Annotated in this window: 13 protein-coding genes; 8 read left to right on the forward strand and 5 right to left on the reverse strand. The window is 64.4% G+C overall.

Annotated features, from left to right (window positions below; genetic code table 11):
• Positions 1-35: 35 nt before the first annotated feature.
• A complete protein-coding gene (locus WS95_RS14050; RefSeq protein WP_034206658.1) occupies positions 36-2,345 on the reverse strand; it encodes a DNA translocase FtsK in 2,310 nt (769 codons plus the stop codon).
• Positions 2,346-2,772: 427 nt separating this feature from the next.
• Between WS95_RS14050 and trxB the strand changes: the two genes are divergently transcribed.
• The 5 genes from trxB (at position 2,773) to WS95_RS33340 (ending at position 7,002) form a co-directional block, all read left to right on the forward strand.
• The gene (trxB, locus tag WS95_RS14055; protein WP_059824282.1) at positions 2,773-3,735 is read left to right on the forward strand and encodes a thioredoxin-disulfide reductase; all 963 of its coding nucleotides are present in this window, start codon (positions 2,773-2,775) and stop codon (positions 3,733-3,735) included.
• A gap of 136 nt (positions 3,736-3,871) precedes the next feature.
• Positions 3,872-4,651: a Smr/MutS family protein gene (locus tag WS95_RS14060; RefSeq protein ID WP_059824284.1), complete on the forward strand. Its 780-nt coding sequence runs from the start codon at positions 3,872-3,874 to the stop codon at positions 4,649-4,651.
• Positions 4,638-5,261: a trimeric intracellular cation channel family protein gene (locus WS95_RS14065; protein ID WP_006491172.1), complete on the forward strand. Its 624-nt coding sequence runs from the start codon at positions 4,638-4,640 to the stop codon at positions 5,259-5,261. The genes WS95_RS14060 and WS95_RS14065 overlap by 14 nt, the downstream gene beginning before the upstream one ends.
• 271 nt (positions 5,262-5,532) lie before the next feature.
• Positions 5,533-5,799, forward strand: coding sequence for a hypothetical protein (locus WS95_RS14070; protein ID WP_052100255.1), 267 nt, complete (start codon positions 5,533-5,535; stop codon positions 5,797-5,799).
• A 45-nt stretch (positions 5,800-5,844) separates the two neighbouring features.
• Positions 5,845-7,002 (forward strand): JmjC domain-containing protein, encoded by a 1,158-nt coding sequence (locus WS95_RS33340; RefSeq protein WP_082746916.1) that lies wholly within the window; start codon positions 5,845-5,847, stop codon positions 7,000-7,002.
• Between the two features lie 713 nt (positions 7,003-7,715).
• Here the strand turns inward: WS95_RS33340 and WS95_RS14080 are convergent.
• The 4 genes from WS95_RS14080 to WS95_RS14095 form a co-directional block, all read right to left on the reverse strand.
• Positions 7,716-8,834, reverse strand: a complete 1,119-nt coding sequence (locus WS95_RS14080) for an ABC transporter ATP-binding protein (RefSeq protein ID WP_059824288.1) — start codon at positions 8,832-8,834, stop codon at positions 7,716-7,718.
• A gap of 112 nt (positions 8,835-8,946) precedes the next feature.
• Positions 8,947-9,804: a carbohydrate ABC transporter permease gene (locus WS95_RS14085; RefSeq protein WP_034206653.1), complete on the reverse strand. Its 858-nt coding sequence runs from the start codon at positions 9,802-9,804 to the stop codon at positions 8,947-8,949.
• Positions 9,794-10,732, reverse strand: coding sequence for a carbohydrate ABC transporter permease (locus WS95_RS14090; protein ID WP_034206652.1), 939 nt, complete (start codon positions 10,730-10,732; stop codon positions 9,794-9,796). Before WS95_RS14090 ends, WS95_RS14085 begins: the two co-directional genes overlap by 11 nt.
• 138 nt (positions 10,733-10,870) lie before the next feature.
• A complete protein-coding gene (locus tag WS95_RS14095) occupies positions 10,871-12,118 on the reverse strand; it encodes an ABC transporter substrate-binding protein (RefSeq protein ID WP_034206651.1) in 1,248 nt (415 codons plus the stop codon).
• 427 nt (positions 12,119-12,545) lie between these two features.
• Between WS95_RS14095 and zwf the strand changes: the two genes are divergently transcribed.
• The 3 genes from zwf to WS95_RS14110 all read left to right on the forward strand — a co-directional run bounded on the left by zwf (position 12,546) and on the right by WS95_RS14110 (position 16,690).
• The gene (zwf, locus tag WS95_RS14100; protein ID WP_034206650.1) at positions 12,546-14,015 is read left to right on the forward strand and encodes a glucose-6-phosphate dehydrogenase; all 1,470 of its coding nucleotides are present in this window, start codon (positions 12,546-12,548) and stop codon (positions 14,013-14,015) included.
• 88 nt (positions 14,016-14,103) lie between these two features.
• Complete coding sequence (gene pgl, locus WS95_RS14105) at positions 14,104-14,784, forward strand: 6-phosphogluconolactonase (RefSeq protein WP_034206649.1); 681 nt, start codon at positions 14,104-14,106, stop codon at positions 14,782-14,784.
• Positions 14,762-16,690: a bifunctional transcriptional regulator/glucokinase gene (locus WS95_RS14110; RefSeq protein ID WP_059824290.1), complete on the forward strand. Its 1,929-nt coding sequence runs from the start codon at positions 14,762-14,764 to the stop codon at positions 16,688-16,690. The genes pgl and WS95_RS14110 overlap by 23 nt, the downstream gene beginning before the upstream one ends.
• Positions 16,691-16,750 lie beyond the last annotated feature (60 nt).

The following is a 16,750-nucleotide window of genomic DNA, read 5'->3' on the forward strand; positions in this document are numbered from 1 at the left end:
TGCGGTTTTCTCCCTGGGTGGCCGGCGCCGCGGACTCATTCCGCATCGCGCGCCGGCACAAGAATTTCGCGGTTGCCGCTCGACGACATCGCCGACACGAGCCCCGACTGTTCCATCTGCTCGAGCAACCGCGCCGCGCGGTTGTAGCCGATCCGCAGATGACGCTGCACGAGCGAGATCGACGCGCGGCGGTTCTTGATGACGATCTCGACCGCCTGGTCGTACAGCGGATCAGACTCGCCGCCGCCTTCGCCGGTTCCCGCGCCGGCCGAGCCCTCGTCGCCGTCGGCGGTGCCGCCTTCGAGCAGACCCTCGACGTAGTTCGGCTCGCCCTGCTCCTTGAGCTTCTCGACGACGCGGTGCACTTCGTCGTCGGCGACGAACGCGCCGTGCACGCGCACGGGCAGCCCGGTACCGGGCGGCAGGTACAGCATGTCGCCCATCCCGAGCAGCGATTCGGCGCCCATCTGGTCGAGAATCGTGCGCGAGTCGATCTTCGACGACACCTGGAACGCGATCCGCGTCGGCACGTTCGCCTTGATCAGGCCGGTGATCACGTCGACCGACGGCCGCTGCGTCGCGAGGATCAGGTGGATGCCGGCCGCACGCGCCTTCTGCGCGATCCGCGCGATCAGCTCCTCGACCTTCTTGCCGACGACCATCATCAGATCGGCCAGCTCGTCGATCACGACGACGATGTTCGGCAGCCGGCCGAGCGGCTCGGGATCGTCCGGCGTCAGGCTGAACGGGTTCGGGATCTTCTCCTCGCGCTTCGCCGCGTCGTCGATCTTGTTGTTGTAGCCCGCGAGGTTGCGCACGCCGAGCTTGCTCATCAGCTTGTAGCGGCGCTCCATCTCCGCGACCGTCCAGTTCAGCGCATGGCCGGCCTGGCGCATGTCGGTGACGACCGGGCACAGCAAGTGCGGAATGCCTTCGTAGACGCTCATTTCGAGCATCTTCGGATCGATCAGGATCAGGCGCACCTGCTCGGCGGTGGCCTTGTACAGCAGCGACAGGATCATCGCGTTGATCCCGACCGACTTGCCCGAACCGGTCGTACCGGCCACCAGCAGATGCGGCATCTTCGCGAGATCCGCGCACACCGGCTTGCCGCCGATGTCCTTGCCGAGGCTCAGCGTCAGCGCCGACGCCGCGGCCGCATACACCTCGGAGCCGATGATCTCGGACAGGTGCACCGTCTGGCGGCGCTGATTCGGCAGCTCGAGCGCCATGTAGTTCTTGCCGGGGATCGTCTCGACCACGCGGATCGACACGAGCGACAGCGAACGCGCGAGATCCTTCGCGAGGTTGACGATCTGGCTGCCCTTCACGCCGGTGGCCGGTTCGATCTCGTAGCGCGTGACGACCGGGCCCGGATACGCGGCGACGACGCTCGCCTCGACGCCGAAGTCCTTCAGCTTCTTCTCGATCAGGCGCGACGTGAACTCGAGCGTATCGGCGGAAATCGCTTCCTGCGTCTTCGGCGCGGGATCGAGCAGCGACACCGGCGGCAGCGTCGAATCGCCCGGCAGGTCGGTGAACAGCGGCACCTGGCGCTCGCGCTCGACGCGCTCGGACTTCGCGGGCGTGACGACCGGCGGCACGATCGTCACGGGCTCGTGATCCTCGATGCGCACGCGCTCCTCCTCGACCTTGCCTTCGCGCCGCACCGCCGCGGCCTCGCCGAGCTTGCGGTCGCGCTCGGCCTCGCGGCGCAGCTTCGCGACGTTGACCGCGGACAGGATCGCGCCGCCGACCCGCTCGGCGACCGACAGCCACGAGAAGCGGAAATACAGCGACAGGCCGATCGCGAGCGCGATCAGCAGCAACAGCGTGCCGCCCGTGAAGCCGAACGCATGCGACATCGCACCCGCGACGGCCTCGCCGACGACGCCGCCCGGCGCACGCGGCAACTGCACCTTCAGCGACCACATGCGCAGCGCCTCGATGCCGTCGCAGGCGAGCACGACCAGCACGAACGCAAAGATTTCGGTCAGCCAGCCGATCGGCCGCTCCGGTTCGTCGGGAATCGCGTCGTGGCGCGTGATGCGGCGGTAGTTGACGGCGATGCGCCGCCCGAGCGGCACGATCAACCAGTAAGCCGACAGGCCGAACAGCAGCAGGATGATGTCGGCCGTCCACGCGCCGACGCGGCCGGCCCAGTTCGAGATGTGATCGACCTGGGCGGCGTGCGTCCAGCTTGGATCGCGCCGGCTGTAGCTCAGCAGGGCCATCACCAGAAAGGCGCAGAGCGCGACCTGGAGAATCCAGCGGATCTCCGTGAGGAGCTTCGACATCCGGTGCGGCAACGCCTGTGCCTGGGCGGAATAAGGAGCTTTTGCCATGAATCCGTATAAAGAGGACGGGCCGTGCGCCCGCCTGTCGTTCGATCGCGCTTATTGTAAACGCTGCACCGCGCCGCCAAGTGTAAATGACGGTTACATAAGAGGGCCGGGATCACGCATCGAGCGGATACCGGGATACCGCGCGGGCGAGCCCGACACGCGCCGGCCCGTCACTCGCGCCCGACTGCGGCAATGCGGCCGCCCGATGCGGCGGTGCCGGGGGGCGTCGCTGGCGCCCCGCCCTGCTTGCCGCGCCGCCGGTCGCCCGCGAGACACTATCGTCGCGATTGAAACTCTCGTTCGGCAGCGCAGCAACGGGGCCTTTATAATGCGCGTCTGATACCCATCTATGACGGCATCCCGGTCAACCCAGACCGTCCGGCGAGCCCTACCCCGCCCGCCGCGGCCGCCTTTTACGGATTCGCACATGTCCACGCCCAAACACGCCAAAGTCCTGATTCTCGGTTCCGGCCCCGCCGGCTACACGGCCGCCGTCTACGCGGCACGCGCCAACCTGTCGCCGGTGCTGATCACCGGCATCGCGCAGGGCGGTCAGCTGATGACCACGACCGACGTCGAAAACTGGCCGGCGGACGCGAAGGGCGTGCAAGGCCCGGAACTGATGGCGCGCTTCCAGGAGCATGCCGAGCGCTTCAACACCGAAATCGTCTTCGACCACATCCACACCGCGAAGCTGCACGAGCAGCCGATCCGCCTGATCGGCGACTCGGGCGAATACACGTGCGACTCGCTGATCATCGCGACCGGCGCGTCGGCGCAGTATCTCGGCCTGCCGTCCGAGGAAGCGTTCATGGGCAAGGGCGTGTCGGCCTGCGCGACCTGCGACGGCTTCTTCTATCGCGGCCAGGAAGTCGCGGTGATCGGCGGCGGCAACACGGCGGTCGAGGAAGCGCTCTACCTGACCGGCATCGCGAAGAAGGTCACGGTGATCCATCGCCGCGACAAGTTCCGCGCGGAGCCGATCCTGATCGACCGCCTGCTGGAGAAGCAAAAGGAAGGCGTCGTCGACATCAAGTGGGATCACGTGCTCGACGCGGTGACGGGCGAGGAATCGGGCGTCACGGGCCTGCGCATCAAGAACGTGAAGACCGGCGCGACGGAAGACCTGCACGTGCAGGGCGTGTTCGTCGCGATCGGCCACAAGCCGAACACCGACCTGTTCCAGGGCCAGTTGGAGATGAAGGACGGCTACATCCTGACGAAGAGCGGCCTGCAAGGCAACGCGACGTCGACGAGCGTGCCGGGCGTGTTCGCCGCGGGCGACGTGCAGGACAACGTGTACCGCCAGGCGATCACCAGCGCGGGCACGGGCTGCATGGCCGCGCTCGACGCGCAGCGCTACCTCGAAAGCCTGCACGACAAGAAGTAAGGCGGGAGCGCTGCCGCGCCGGACGCTACAATGGCGTCCGCTGCCGCGAAGCGGGCTCGACCGGAAAGCCGCTGCCGCCGCGCAGCGGCTTTTTTTGTGCCCGCGCGCCCGAACGCGCCTGCCCCGTTACCGAATCATGGCGAAGAACCAGCCCCATCCGAGCGATCCCGCGAAGCGGAAGATCGCTGCCCGTCCCGTGACCCCGGCGCCCGAGGCGCCGCCGCCCGCGCCCGATGCGGCCGCGTTGCGGGGCCAGGGTCTCGCGGGCCTCGGCGCATTGCGCAAGTCGCTGCAAGGCGAAGCCGATCGTCGCGAACGCGCGCGCATCGAAGCCGCGAAGGCCGAGCGCAAGGCGGAAGCCGACGCGAACCTGTTCCGCAACGAAATCGGCGCGATCCGGCCGCTGAACGCGCCGCCGCGCGCGTCGTCCGGCCGCATGCCGCCCGACCCGGTGCCGAAACAGACGCAGCGCGACGAGGAAGCCGTGCTGAACGCGACGCTGTCCGACGAATTCGATCCGGAGACGCTGCTCGACAGCGACGAATCGCTGTACTACCACCGCCCCGGCATCAGCCGCGAGGTGGTGCGCAAGCTGAGGAGCGGCGCATGGATCGTGCAGGCGCAGATCGATCTGCACGGCATGCGGCGCGACGAAGCGCGCGATGCGCTCGCCGAATTCATCCGCGAAGCCGGCAAGAAGGGGCTGCGCTGCCTGCGCGTGATCCACGGCAAGGGGCTCGGCTCGATCGGCAAGGAACCCGTGCTGAAGGGCAAGGTGCGCGCATGGCTCGTGCAGAAGGAAGAAGTGATCGCATTCTGCGAGGCCCGCGGCCACGACGGCGGCGCGGGCGCGGTGCTGGTGCTGCTGCAGCCGCACGCGGCGCCGACCGACCGGGGGCCGCGTGCCGCATCCTAGGCTGACGCTCGCGATCGCGGTACTGGAGGCGATCGCCACGCTGGCCTTCGCGATTTCGGGGTTCATCGAGGCGCGCAAGAACCGCCTCGACTCGGTCGGCACGTTCGTCGTCGCGCTCGCGACCGCATTCGGCGGCGGCACGCTGCGCGACATCCTGCTCGAGCGCCGGCCGTTCTACTGGGTCGTGCACGACGACTACGTGATCGCGATCTTCGTGCTCGCGCTGTTCGCGCCGTTCGTTCTGCGGATGCTGTCGCGGCTGTCGGCCGAACGGCTGCTGCTGATCGCCGATGCGATCGGGCTCGGCATCTTCAGCATCTCGGGCACGGCGATCGCGCTCGACGCCGAGATGCCGCGCTTCATCGCGGTGATGATGGGCGTGATTACCGGCGTGGTCGGCGGGATCGTCCGCGACGTGCTGTGCAACGACATCCCGCTGATCCTGCGCGATTCGCGGCCCTACGCGACCTGCGCGTTCGTCGGCTGCTGGTTCTACCTGCTGCTCGTGTGGCTGCAGTTCGACTCGGTGTACAGCGTGCTGCTCGCGACCGGCTTCATCCTCGTCGCCCGGCTCGCGACGTTCAAGTTCGACGTGCGGTTGCCGCATTGAGCGGCTCGACCCGCCGCCGCGCCTCACCTCGACAATTCACCGCTGAACGCCGCTCGGTACGAATCTTGAACGCGGCATCGAGAGCAGTATGCCGCTTCGCTCCTTCGAATGTATCGGTTGCCTTTGCAGTGTTGCTTCTCAAGATCAATGCAACCCGACGCCCCCAGGCGAATATCTCAAAATAAACCGCTTGCAAATGATCATCAATTACGCAACACTAAGAAAGCAATTCGTAATAATTTAACTAAATAATTTCGAGGGTAAATATCAAATGAGAGAATTGACCATCAACGAATTGGATCTCGTTTCCGGCGCCACGTGGGCAGGTGATATCGCCATGAGTGCGGCGACTGGCTGGGCCGGCGCTGTCGCGGGGTTCGGCATCGGCGGCGTGATCGGGGGCCCCGTCGGCGGTATGATCGGCGGCGCGGTCGGTTTTGGAATGGGAGTGGCCGCGAGTGCAGGGTTCTCTGCGAGTGGCGGTACATTCGGGCGTGAACCAGCGGGCACGGATTATTCCGGCTGCAGCTACCATTAACACTAATGACGCTTCACGACATAAAAATTTCCGAAAGGAGACTTCGTGAGCATTCAATTCAGCATCGAACCTTCCCTATTCAAAAATCAATATCAAGAAAAGCAGCCGCTCCTCATGAGGAGCGCAGCTTCGATCGAGAATTTTTCTTGGAGAGATGTAAACGAAATTTTTTCAAGATGCGATGTCGACTCGAAAGATTTCAAGATTTCATATAACGGCATTCGTCCAAAGCACGAGTACGTCGAGAGCTATCTGGATATCGGAACGCTGCGACACCGGCTGGTCAAGCCTGTTGTATACGACCTTCTGCGCAAAGGCGCGACATTGATCGCGAATAAAATTACCAATGAGCCGCGAATATATGAATTTTCACGCGCCATCGCGCAGTACACCGGACGGCGGATTGTAAGTAGCGCATATGCGGCGTTCGGGACGAAGGACTCATATCGTTGTCATTGGGATACCCGCGATGTCTTTGCCATACAGATCATCGGACGGAAGCGCTGGATTCTGTATGAACCGTCTTTAGACTTACCTCTCTACACCCAACAAAGCAGAGACTATGAACATCTACATCCTTGCCCCTCGGCGGTGTATATGGACACCGTCCTGGAGCCCGGCGACGTTTTGTACATTCCACGCGGATGGTGGCACAACCCGCTACCGCTAGGCGGTGGAACGTTTCATCTAGCTCTAGGGACTTTTCCAGCGTATGCGATCGATTATCTGAGCTGGATCGTAGCTCAAATGCAAAATTTTTTATCTGCAAGAAAGGCACTTGTCGATCCGAGGCCGGACAGTGAATTAATGGACGAACTTACCAAGGACTTGAGCTCCTTGATAATGGACCCAAAATCATACGCCAAATTCATCGATGAATACATTGGAGCAACCCGAATCGACACGCCTCTTGCAATCGACATTTTTGGCAACACGCAAATTGATGCAATAAGCGACAGCACTTCATTGCGAATTGCAACGCAGACACCACATCACGGCCTTGCCAATCGCTACATCATAGCAAATGGAACCAAGATCAATCTCAGCGAACAGAGTATGATGTTGATTACAACAATCATCGAAAAACCGGGGATTACAGTTGGGAATTTGAAATATCACCACCCTGACTTCGATGGAAACAAAGTCACAAAACTAATAACCGATCTCTGCCATCATGACATTATTGAAATAATGCCCGAATGATATGTCGCGCCGATTTATCATCGGAGATCATTCCAACCATTTCGCACGACCAGCTCTATCCTATCCAGCTTCGACCAAACTTCCCGGTCAAACATCGATTACGCCAAAAAGACGCCCATGAAGACGATCCCATTCCTATTCGTCCTTCGACTAATAGTTCCAGAACTCAAATCCATCCCGAAAAACGAAATTCACCTCGTTCTCGAAAGCGCCGAACTTACCTCGGAGGACCGCACAAAAAAATGCTACCGGCAATGCTTCGTCGCGTCCATATTTGTTCCATTCATCGCATTGCTCTCCATCTTCTTTTCGTTCGGCCTATTCTCAATAGAATCTAGGATGCTAACCGTACCGGTTCTAAGTGCGGCCTCGGTCTACTTGAGCCTGCTCATGCTCTCCATTCTCGGTTCAGTTATATTTGCCCCCGCGGTTCGCGAGGAACTCAAATCGAGGCGCAACCTTCGCCAATTCGATTGATATCGTTTCAGATGGTATTTTTCAGTGATCGAGGACTCTTGAAGCCCTCTCATCACGCCCTTCAGAAATACAGGCTGGAACCAGATGTTTTCTCGCGCTTTTTTGAGACACGGAGCGCATTTGCCAACGTACGGAACATTGCGCGCCGCAGCAGTAAGCGGCCGTGTATTCCGCAAAATACGCAAAGGGCCGTCACATGGGACGGCCCTTTGCATTTTCGGCGGGACGTGCCTGCGTCACGCGATCCGCTCTTCCGACGCCGGATCGAACAGCACCGCCTTCGACACGTCGAACAGCAGCGACTGCGTCTGCCCCGGCTGCGGGTTCGCGGCCGGATGCACGCGGCTCACGATCCGCTTGCCGTTCACCTGCGCGAACACGTGCGTGTCCGGCCCGGTCGGCTCGGTCACGTCGACGCGCACGTCGATCGGCTGCAGGTTCGACGCCTCGCCGTTGTGCGCGTTACGCGCGTCGGTGATGCGCTCCGGACGCAGGCCGAGGATCACCTCGCGGCCGACGTGCGACTTCAGCTTCGCCGCGTCGAACGGCAGGATCAGCGCGCTGCGCGCGAGGCCCGTGTCGATCTCGAGCGCGATCCCGCTGCCCTGCTCGACCAGCTTGCCGTTGATGAAGTTCATCGGCGGCGCGCCGATGAAGCCCGCGACGAACAGGTTCGACGGCGAATCGTAGATCTCCTGCGGCGCGCCGAACTGCTGGACCACGCCGTCCTTCATCACCGCGATGCGATCGCCGAGCGTCATCGCCTCGATCTGGTCGTGCGTCACGTAGACGATCGTCGTGCCGAGGCGCTGGTGCAGCAGCTTGATTTCCGCGCGCATCTCGATGCGCAGCTTCGCGTCGAGGTTCGACAGCGGTTCGTCGAACAGGAACAGCGACGGATCGCGCGCGAGCGCGCGGCCCATCGCGACGCGCTGGCGCTGGCCGCCCGACAACTGGCCCGGCTTGCGATCGAGCAGATGCTGGATCTGCAGCATCGCGGACACGCGCTCGACGATCTGCTGCTGCTCGCTCTTCGGCACCTTGCGGATGTTCAGCCCGAACGAGATGTTCTCGCGCACCGTCATCGACGGATACAGCGCGTACGACTGGAACACCATCGCGATGTCGCGATCCTTCGGCGACAGGTCGTTGACGACCTTGCCGTCGATGCAGATCTCGCCGCTCGTCACGGTCTCGAGGCCGGCGATCATGTTGAGCAGCGTCGACTTCCCGCAGCCCGACCCGCCGACCAGGATCAGGAATTGTCCGTCCTCGATCTCGATGTCGACACCCTTCAGGACCGGCACCCCGTTCGGGTAGGTCTTGTACACGTCACGGATGGAAAGGCTTGCCATGCTGTGAATCCTCTGTCTCGTCTCGCGCGGCGCGCTCCGGCGCCGCGTCGGGTTCGTTTCGATGCGCCGCGCGTCCTGCGCGGCCGGTTCGTCGTATCGGATAAAGCCGCGCTTACCCCTTCACCGCGCCCGCCGTCAGCCCGCGCACGAAGTAGCGGCCGGCGACGATGTAGACGAGCAGCGTCGGCAGCGCGGCGATGATCGCGCCGGCCATGTCGACGTTGTATTCCTTCACGCCCGTCGACGTGTTGACGAGGTTGTTCAGCGCCACCGTGATCGGCATCGAGTCGACGCCGGAGAACACGATCCCGAACAGGAAGTCGTTCCAGATCTGCGTGAATTGCCAGATCAGGCACACCATGAAGATCGGCAGCGACACCGGCAGCAGGATCTTCGTGAAGATCGTGAAGAAACCCGCGCCGTCGATGCGCGCGGCCTTCACGAGTTCGGCCGGCACGCTCACGTAGAAGTTGCGGAAGAACATCGTCGTGAACGCGATCCCGTACACGACGTGCACGAACACGAGGCCCGGAATCGTATTGGCGAGGCCGAGCATCCCCTGCAGGCGCGCCATCGGCAGCAGGATCACCTGGAACGGGATGAAGCAGCCGACCAGCATCATCGTGAACAGCGCATCCGCGCCGCGAAAGCGCCAGTGCGTGAGCACGTAGCCGTTGAACGCGCCGATCAGCGACGAGATCAGCACGGCCGGAATCACCATCTGCAGCGAGTTCAGGAAGAACGGCTTCATCCCGTCGCAGCGCACGCCGGTACACGCGCCGCTCCACGCCTTCACCCACGGATCGACGGTCCAGTGCGACGGCGGCGTCAGCAGGTTGCCGGTGCGCAGCTGGTCGAGGTCCTTGAACGACGTCGACAGCATCACGTAGATCGGGAACAGGAAATACAGCGCGAACAGGATCAGCGCCGCATAGATCACTGCCCGGCTGATCGTCATCTTAGGCTGCATTGCGGGTGCTCCTCGATTCCATATACATCAGCGGCACCAGCACCGCGACCACGGTCGCGAGCATCATCACCGAGGACGCCGCGCCCAGGCCCAGCTGGCCGCGGTTGAACGAAAACGTGTACATGAACATCGCCGGCAGCGACGACGACGTGCCCGGGCCGCCTGCCGTCAGCGCGACGACGAGGTCGAAGGTCTTGATCGTGATGTGGCAGAGGATCAGCAGCACCGAGAAGAACACCGGGCGCATGCTCGGGATCACGATCTTGCGGTAGATGGTCGGCAGCGTCGCGCCGTCGACCTGCGCGGCCTTGAAGATCTCGCCGTCGACGCCGCGCAGCCCCGCGAGGAACAGCGCCATCACGAAGCCGGTCGACTGCCACACGGCCGCGATCACCACGCAGAAGATCGCCTTGTCCGGATCGTCGAGCCAGCCGAACGAAAAGCTCGTCCAGCCCCAGTCGTGCATCACCTTCTCGAGGCCGAGGCCCGGGTTCAGGATCCACTGCCACGCGGTGCCGGTGACGATGAACGACAGCGCCATCGGGTACAGGAAGATCGCGCGCAGCGCGCCTTCGTTGCGGATCCGCTGATCGAGCAGGATCGCGAGGAACAGCCCGAGCCCGACGCAGATCGCGATGAACGGAATCCCGAACCAGCCGAGGTTCGCGGCGGAAGTCCACCACACGTCGTTCTGGAACAGGTCCGTGTAACGGTCGAAGCCGTCGAATTCGTAGTTGGGCAACAGCCGCGAGTTGGTCAGCGACAGATAGCCGGTAATCAGGATGAAGCCGTAGATGAACACCACGGCGATCGCGACGCTCGGCGCGAGCACGAGCTTCGGGATCCAGCGATCGGCGAAGGCCGACATCGGCGACGTACGCCGTGCGGCGGCAGCGCCGGATCCGTTTCCGCTAAGAGGGGCAGCCACTTGATTCGACTCCTGGAACGAGGGCGGCGCAGGCCGGGCCGGCGCCGGGTACGGCACGAGCCCGCGGGCGAGCCCGTTTGCTGCACATGCAAAAACGCCCGGCCGATAAAGCGTTTCCGGCCGGGCGCCTGGCGCGCGTTACTTGACCTTCGCGGCCTTCGCGAGCGCGGCGACCGCGCTCTTCGAATCCTGCTGCGAGTTCATGAACTTCGTCACGACGTCGGTGATCGCGCCGGCGGTCGCGTCGCCTTGCGCCATGCCGTGCGCGAGCGACGGGACGAAACCGCCCGACTTGATCGCGGTCTGCTCGTCGGCATACGACTTCTTCGCGCAGTCGTCGAACTTGTCCATCTTCACGCCGAGACGCACCGGCACCGAGCCCTTCAGCAGGCTGAACTGCTCCTGGAAGTCCGGCGTCATGATCGTCTTCGCGAGCGCGAGCTGGCCCGGCGTCGCGTTCTTCTCGCCCTTCTGCTGGAAGAACACGAACGAATCGACGTTGAACGTGTACGAATTCGCGGTGCCCGGCACCGGCGCGCAGATGTAGTCCTTGCCCGCCTTCTTGCCGGCGTTCTCGAACTCGCCCTTCGCCCAGTCGCCCATGAACTGCATGCCGGCCTTGCCGTTGATGACCATCGCGGTCGCGAGGTTCCAGTCGCGGCCGTTACGGCCGGTATCGAAGTAGCCCTGGATCTTGCGCACCGTGTCGAACACCGACAGCATCTGCGGCGACGTCAGCGTCGCTTGGTCGAGATCGACCAGCGCCTTCTTGTAGAACGCCGGGCCCTGCGACAGCACGACGTCTTCCCACAGCGTCAGGTCCTGCCACGGCTGGCCGCCCATCGCGATCGGCTGGATGCCCGCGGCCTTCAGCTTGTCGGCCACCGCGAAGAATTCGGGCCAGGTGGTCGGCACCTTCGCGCCGACCTTGTCGAGCGCGGCCTTGTTGATGTAGAGCCAGTTGACGCGGTGCACCGAGAACGGCGCGGCGACGGTGTGACCCTTGTACTTGATGATCTTGTCGATTTCCGGCGGCAGGTTCTGCTTCCAGTCGCCGGCGGCCGAATCGATGTTGACGAGCACGCCCTGGTCGGCCCAGTCCTGGATCAGCGGGCCCTTGATCTGCGCGGCCGACGGGGAGTCGCCGCTGATCACCTTGGTCTTCAGCGCGGTCATCGCCGCGGCGCCGGCGCCGCCCGCGACCGCGAAGTCCTTCCACACGTAGCCCTGCTTCTGCAGGTCGTCCTTCAGCACGCCGACGGCCTTCGACTCGCCGCCCGAGGTCCACCAGTGCAGCACGGTTACGTTTTCGGCTGCCTGCGCCGCCACGGCGCCAGCCATCAGGCCTGCGGCGCAGAGCGCGCCCATGATCGAGCGAACTTTCATTACTTATCTCCTCCAGACTGAATCAACTCGTGAAGTTCCCTGACCGGGAACCGGCTTCTTGATAACGACGGGGAAATCGAGCCGCGGGACGCATGCAGCGTACGGGCCGATGACCGGCCGGGCTCTTACAGAAAGCGTGAATCGAGATTCAACGGCGTGTCTCCTCTTTGTGTTTCTGGCCCGCCGCGATGCGGCACGAGCCCGGGGCTCGACGGCGCGCGGACGATGCGCTCCGTCAATGTCCGATAACATTCGGCACAAGGCGTTCCCGGAAGCGAAGCTCGCGCAGCTCATCGACCGCACTTCTTTTTTTCTTCACCCAGGTGCTACCCCTTGCGGCGGATTGTAGTTAAACTACAATTCAGTGTCAAAAATATTTTTATCGCACTACGGATCGCTTCCGAGCACCCCAACACGGCGGAGACACATGCATACCGATTCCAGCTTTACCTTCGTACTTTTCGGCGGCACCGGCGACCTGTCGATGCGCAAGATCCTGCCCGCGCTGTTCGAAGCGCACCGCGGCAACATGCTCGCGGAAGGCGGCCGGATCATCGCCGTCGCGCGACACGAATCGGACCGGGCCCACTATCTCGAGTGGGTCGACACGCACGTGAAACCGCATGCGGCGAAGGCAGCCGGCGGCGCATTCGACGAAAGCGCCTGGAAGTCCTTCCTCGAGCGCATCGAATACGTGAACCTCGACCTCGGCCGCGCGGAGGACTACGGCGTGCTGCGCGACGCGATCGCGCATCTGCCCGGCATTCGCGTGTTCTACCTCGCGACGGGCCCGTCGCTGTTCGTGCCGATCTGCAAGGCGCTCGCGTCGGTCGGCCTGAACGAAGGTTCGCGCATCGTGCTCGAGAAGCCGCTCGGCTACGACCTGAAGTCGTCGAACGCGATCAACGACGCGGTCGGCGAGATCTTCGCGGAAGGCCAGATCTACCGGATCGACCACTATCTCGGCAAGGAGCCGGTACAGAACCTGCTCGCGCTGCGCTTCGGCAATGCGCTGTTCGAGCCGCTGTGGCGCCGCGAATGGGTCGAGAGCATCCAGATCACGATCGCCGAGGAGCTCGGCGTCGAGGCGCGCGGCGATTTCTACGACAATACGGGCGCGCTGCGCGACATGGTGCAGAACCACCTGCTGCAGTTGCTGTCGATCGTCGCGATGGAGCCGCCGCACTCGATGGATTCCGACTCGGTGCGCGACGAGAAGCTGCGCGTGCTGCGTGCGCTGAAGCCGGTCGATCCGCGCGACATCGGCAAGGTCGCGGTGCGCGGCCAGTATCATGCGGGCGTGATCAAGGGCGTGCAGGTGCCGGCCTACGCGACCGAACCGGGCGTGAAGCCCGACAGCCAGACCGAAACCTTCGTCGCGCTGAAGGTCGAGATCGAGAACTGGCGCTGGGCCGGCGTGCCGTTCTTCCTGCGCACCGGCAAGCGTCTGGCCGACCGCGTCGCGGAGATCGTCGTCAACTTCCGCCCGGTGCCGCACTCGGCGCTCGGGGCCTCCGCGCTGCGCCCCGGTGCGAACCGTCTCGTGATCCGGCTGCAGCCGAACGAGACGATCCGCCTGTACTGCCTCGCGAAGCAGCCGGGCGAAGGGATGAATCTCGCGAGCGTGCACCTCGACCTCGCGTTCGACCAGTTCTTCAAGGAAGGGCAGATGGAGGCGTACCAGCGCCTGCTGCTCGACGTGATCAACGGCCGGCTCGCCCTGTTCGTGCGTCGCGACGAACAGGAAGCCGCATGGCAGTGGGTCGAGCCGATCCTGAACGAATGGGCACGCACGCTGAAGCCGCCGAAGCCGTACGCGGCGGGCACGTGGGGGCCGGCCGCGTCGAGCGCGATGCTCGCGCAGCACGACACCTGCTGGCTCGAAGAAGAAAACTGATGCAACCCGTTGCCGCGTACGCCACCGTACGCGGCAACACGCTTCACGATTCGTACGATTTGAACAGACAAAGCAGTCCGGAGGAGATGTGATCGAGATCCACGCTTTCGACACCCAGGAAGCGCAAAGCGAAGCGCTCGCGCGCGCCGTCGGCGACGCGCTGCGCGCGGCGCTCGCCGGCCCCGCGCGCCCGACGCTCGCGGTGTCCGGCGGCACCAGCCCGCGCCCGTTCCTGCACACGCTGTCGCATGCGGCGCTCGACTGGGCCGGCGTCGACGTCACGCTGGTCGACGACCGCTGGGTGCCGGACGACGACGCGGCGAGCAATGCGCAACTCGTGCGCGACACGCTGCTGCAGCACGCGGCGGCCCCTGCCCGCTTTCTGCCGCTCGTCGACACCCGCACCACGCTCGACGCGCGGGTCGCCGCGCTCAACGCGAACGCCGATTACCGCGTGCCGAGCGTCGCGGTGCTCGGCATGGGCGAGGACGGCCACACCGCGTCGATCTTCGCCGACGCGCCCGAATGGGACCACGCGATCACGACGCCCGAGCGTTTCGTCGCCGTGCATCCGGGCGCGGCGCCCCATGCACGCGTGAGCTATTCGCTCGATGCGCTCAAGCGCGTCGAGCGGCTGTTCCTGCTGATCGCGGGTGCCCGCAAGCGCGACGTGCTCGACGCCGCGGCCGCGTCGCTGCAGAAGAACGCGATTTCCCAACTGGCCAACGACAAGGGGACCCAGCTCGATGTCTACTGGTGCGCAAAGTAAGGCGGCCGTCGCGGGTCAGCATGCCGACGGCCCGCGCCTGCTCGCGGACGTCGGCGGCACCAACGCGCGCTTCGCGCTGGAAACCGGCCCGGGCGAGATCACGCAGATCCGCGTGTATCCCGGCGCCGACTATCCGACGATCACCGACGCGATCCGCAAGTATCTGAAGGACGTGAAGATCAGCCGCGTGAATCACGCGGCGATCGCGATCGCGAACCCGGTCGACGGCGATCAGGTCACGATGACCAATCACGACTGGCGCTTCTCGATCGAGGCGACGCGCCGCGCGCTCGGCTTCGACACGCTGCTGGTCGTCAACGACTTCACCGCGCTCGCGATGGCGCTGCCCGGCCTGACCGACGCGCAGCGCGTACAGATCGGCGGCGGCACGCGCCGCCAGAACAGCGTGATCGGGCTGCTCGGGCCCGGTACCGGACTCGGCGTGTCGGGCCTGATTCCGGCGGACGACCGCTGGATTGCGCTCGGCAGCGAAGGCGGTCATGCGTCGTTCGCGCCGCAGGACGAGCGCGAGGATCTGGTGCTGCAATACGCGCGCAAGAAATTTCCGCACGTATCGTTCGAACGCGTGTGCGCGGGCCCCGGCATGGAGATCATCTATCGGGCGCTCGCTGCGCGCGACAAGAAGCGCGTCGCCGCGTCCGTCGATACGGTCGAGATCGTCGAGCGCGCGCATGCGGGCGACGCGCTCGCGCTCGAGACGGTCGAATGCTTCTGCGGGATTCTCGGCTCGTTCGCCGGCAGCGTCGCGCTGACGCTCGGCGCGCTCGGCGGCGTCTATATCGGCGGCGGTGTCGCGCTGAAGCTCGGCGAGTTGTTCACGCGCTCGTCGTTCCGTACGCGGTTCGAGGCGAAGGGCCGCTTCGCGCACTATCTCGAGAACATCCCGACCTACCTGATCACCGCCGAATACCCGGCGTTCCTCGGCGTGTCGGCGATTCTCGCGGAGCAGTTGTCGAACCGTTCCGGCGGCGCGTCGTCTGCCGTGTTCGAGCGGATCCGCCAGATGCGCGACGCGCTGACGCCGGCCGAACGCCGCGTCGCCGATCTCGCGCTGAACCATCCGCGCTCGATCATCAACGATCCGATCGTCGACATCGCGCGCAAGGCCGACGTGAGCCAGCCGACGGTGATCCGCTTCTGCCGCTCGCTCGGCTGCCAGGGCCTGTCGGACTTCAAGCTGAAGCTCGCGACCGGTCTCACCGGCACGATTCCGATGAGCCACAGCCAGGTGCATCTCGGCGACACGGCCACCGATTTCGGCGCGAAGGTGCTCGACAACACGGTGTCCGCGATCCTGCAACTGCGCGAACACCTGAATTTCGAGCACGTCGAAAACGCGATCGAGATCCTGAACGGCGCGCGGCGCATCGAGTTCTACGGGCTCGGCAATTCGAACATCGTCGCGCAGGACGCGCACTACAAGTTCTTCCGCTTCGGGATTCCGACGATCGCGTACGGCGACCTGTACATGCAGGCCGCGTCGGCCGCGCTGCTCGGCAAGGGCGACGTGATCGTCGCGGTGTCGAAGTCGGGGCGCGCGCCCGAGCTGCTGCGCGTGCTCGACGTCGCGATGCAGGCCGGCGCGAAGGTGATCGCGATCACGTCGAGCAACACGCCGCTCGCGAAGCGCGCGACCGTCGCGCTCGAGACCGACCACATCGAGATGCGCGAATCGCAGTTGTCGATGATCTCGCGGATTCTGCATCTGCTGATGATCGACATCCTCGCGGTCGGCGTCGCGATCCGTCGCGCGTCGACCAACGGCGAGCTGCCCGAGGCCGTCGCGCAGGCGAAGGCGCGCGCCGCCGACGACGAAACGGCCGACGTGCTCGACTGGCTGAGCCACGGCGCGTCGCCGGCGGCGAAGGACGTCGCGCGGGACTGACGCGCGGCGCGGCGAGCGCCGCTGCCCGCGTCCCGATGAAAAACGCCACCGGCGCATCGC

Origin of the sequence: Burkholderia sp. MSMB1826, from assembly GCF_001526325.1 — a bacterium.
Classification (GTDB): Bacteria; Pseudomonadota; Gammaproteobacteria; order Burkholderiales; family Burkholderiaceae; genus Burkholderia.

Excerpts from the sequence above, each read along its gene's own strand:
- WS95_RS14050 (WP_034206658.1), bottom strand. The coding sequence starts at position 2,345 with ATGGCAAAAGCTCCTTATTCCGCCCAGGCACAGGCGTTGCCGCACCGG.
- trxB (WP_059824282.1), top strand. The coding sequence starts at position 2,773 with ATGTCCACGCCCAAACACGCCAAAGTCCTGATTCTCGGTTCCGGCCCC.
- WS95_RS14060 (WP_059824284.1), top strand. The coding sequence starts at position 3,872 with ATGGCGAAGAACCAGCCCCATCCGAGCGATCCCGCGAAGCGGAAGATC.
- WS95_RS14070 (WP_052100255.1), top strand. The coding sequence starts at position 5,533 with ATGAGAGAATTGACCATCAACGAATTGGATCTCGTTTCCGGCGCCACG.
- WS95_RS14080 (WP_059824288.1), bottom strand. The coding sequence starts at position 8,834 with ATGGCAAGCCTTTCCATCCGTGACGTGTACAAGACCTACCCGAACGGG.
- WS95_RS14085 (WP_034206653.1), bottom strand. The coding sequence starts at position 9,804 with ATGCAGCCTAAGATGACGATCAGCCGGGCAGTGATCTATGCGGCGCTG.
- WS95_RS14095 (WP_034206651.1), bottom strand. The coding sequence starts at position 12,118 with ATGAAAGTTCGCTCGATCATGGGCGCGCTCTGCGCCGCAGGCCTGATG.
- zwf (WP_034206650.1), top strand. The coding sequence starts at position 12,546 with ATGCATACCGATTCCAGCTTTACCTTCGTACTTTTCGGCGGCACCGGC.
- WS95_RS14110 (WP_059824290.1), top strand. The coding sequence starts at position 14,762 with ATGTCTACTGGTGCGCAAAGTAAGGCGGCCGTCGCGGGTCAGCATGCC.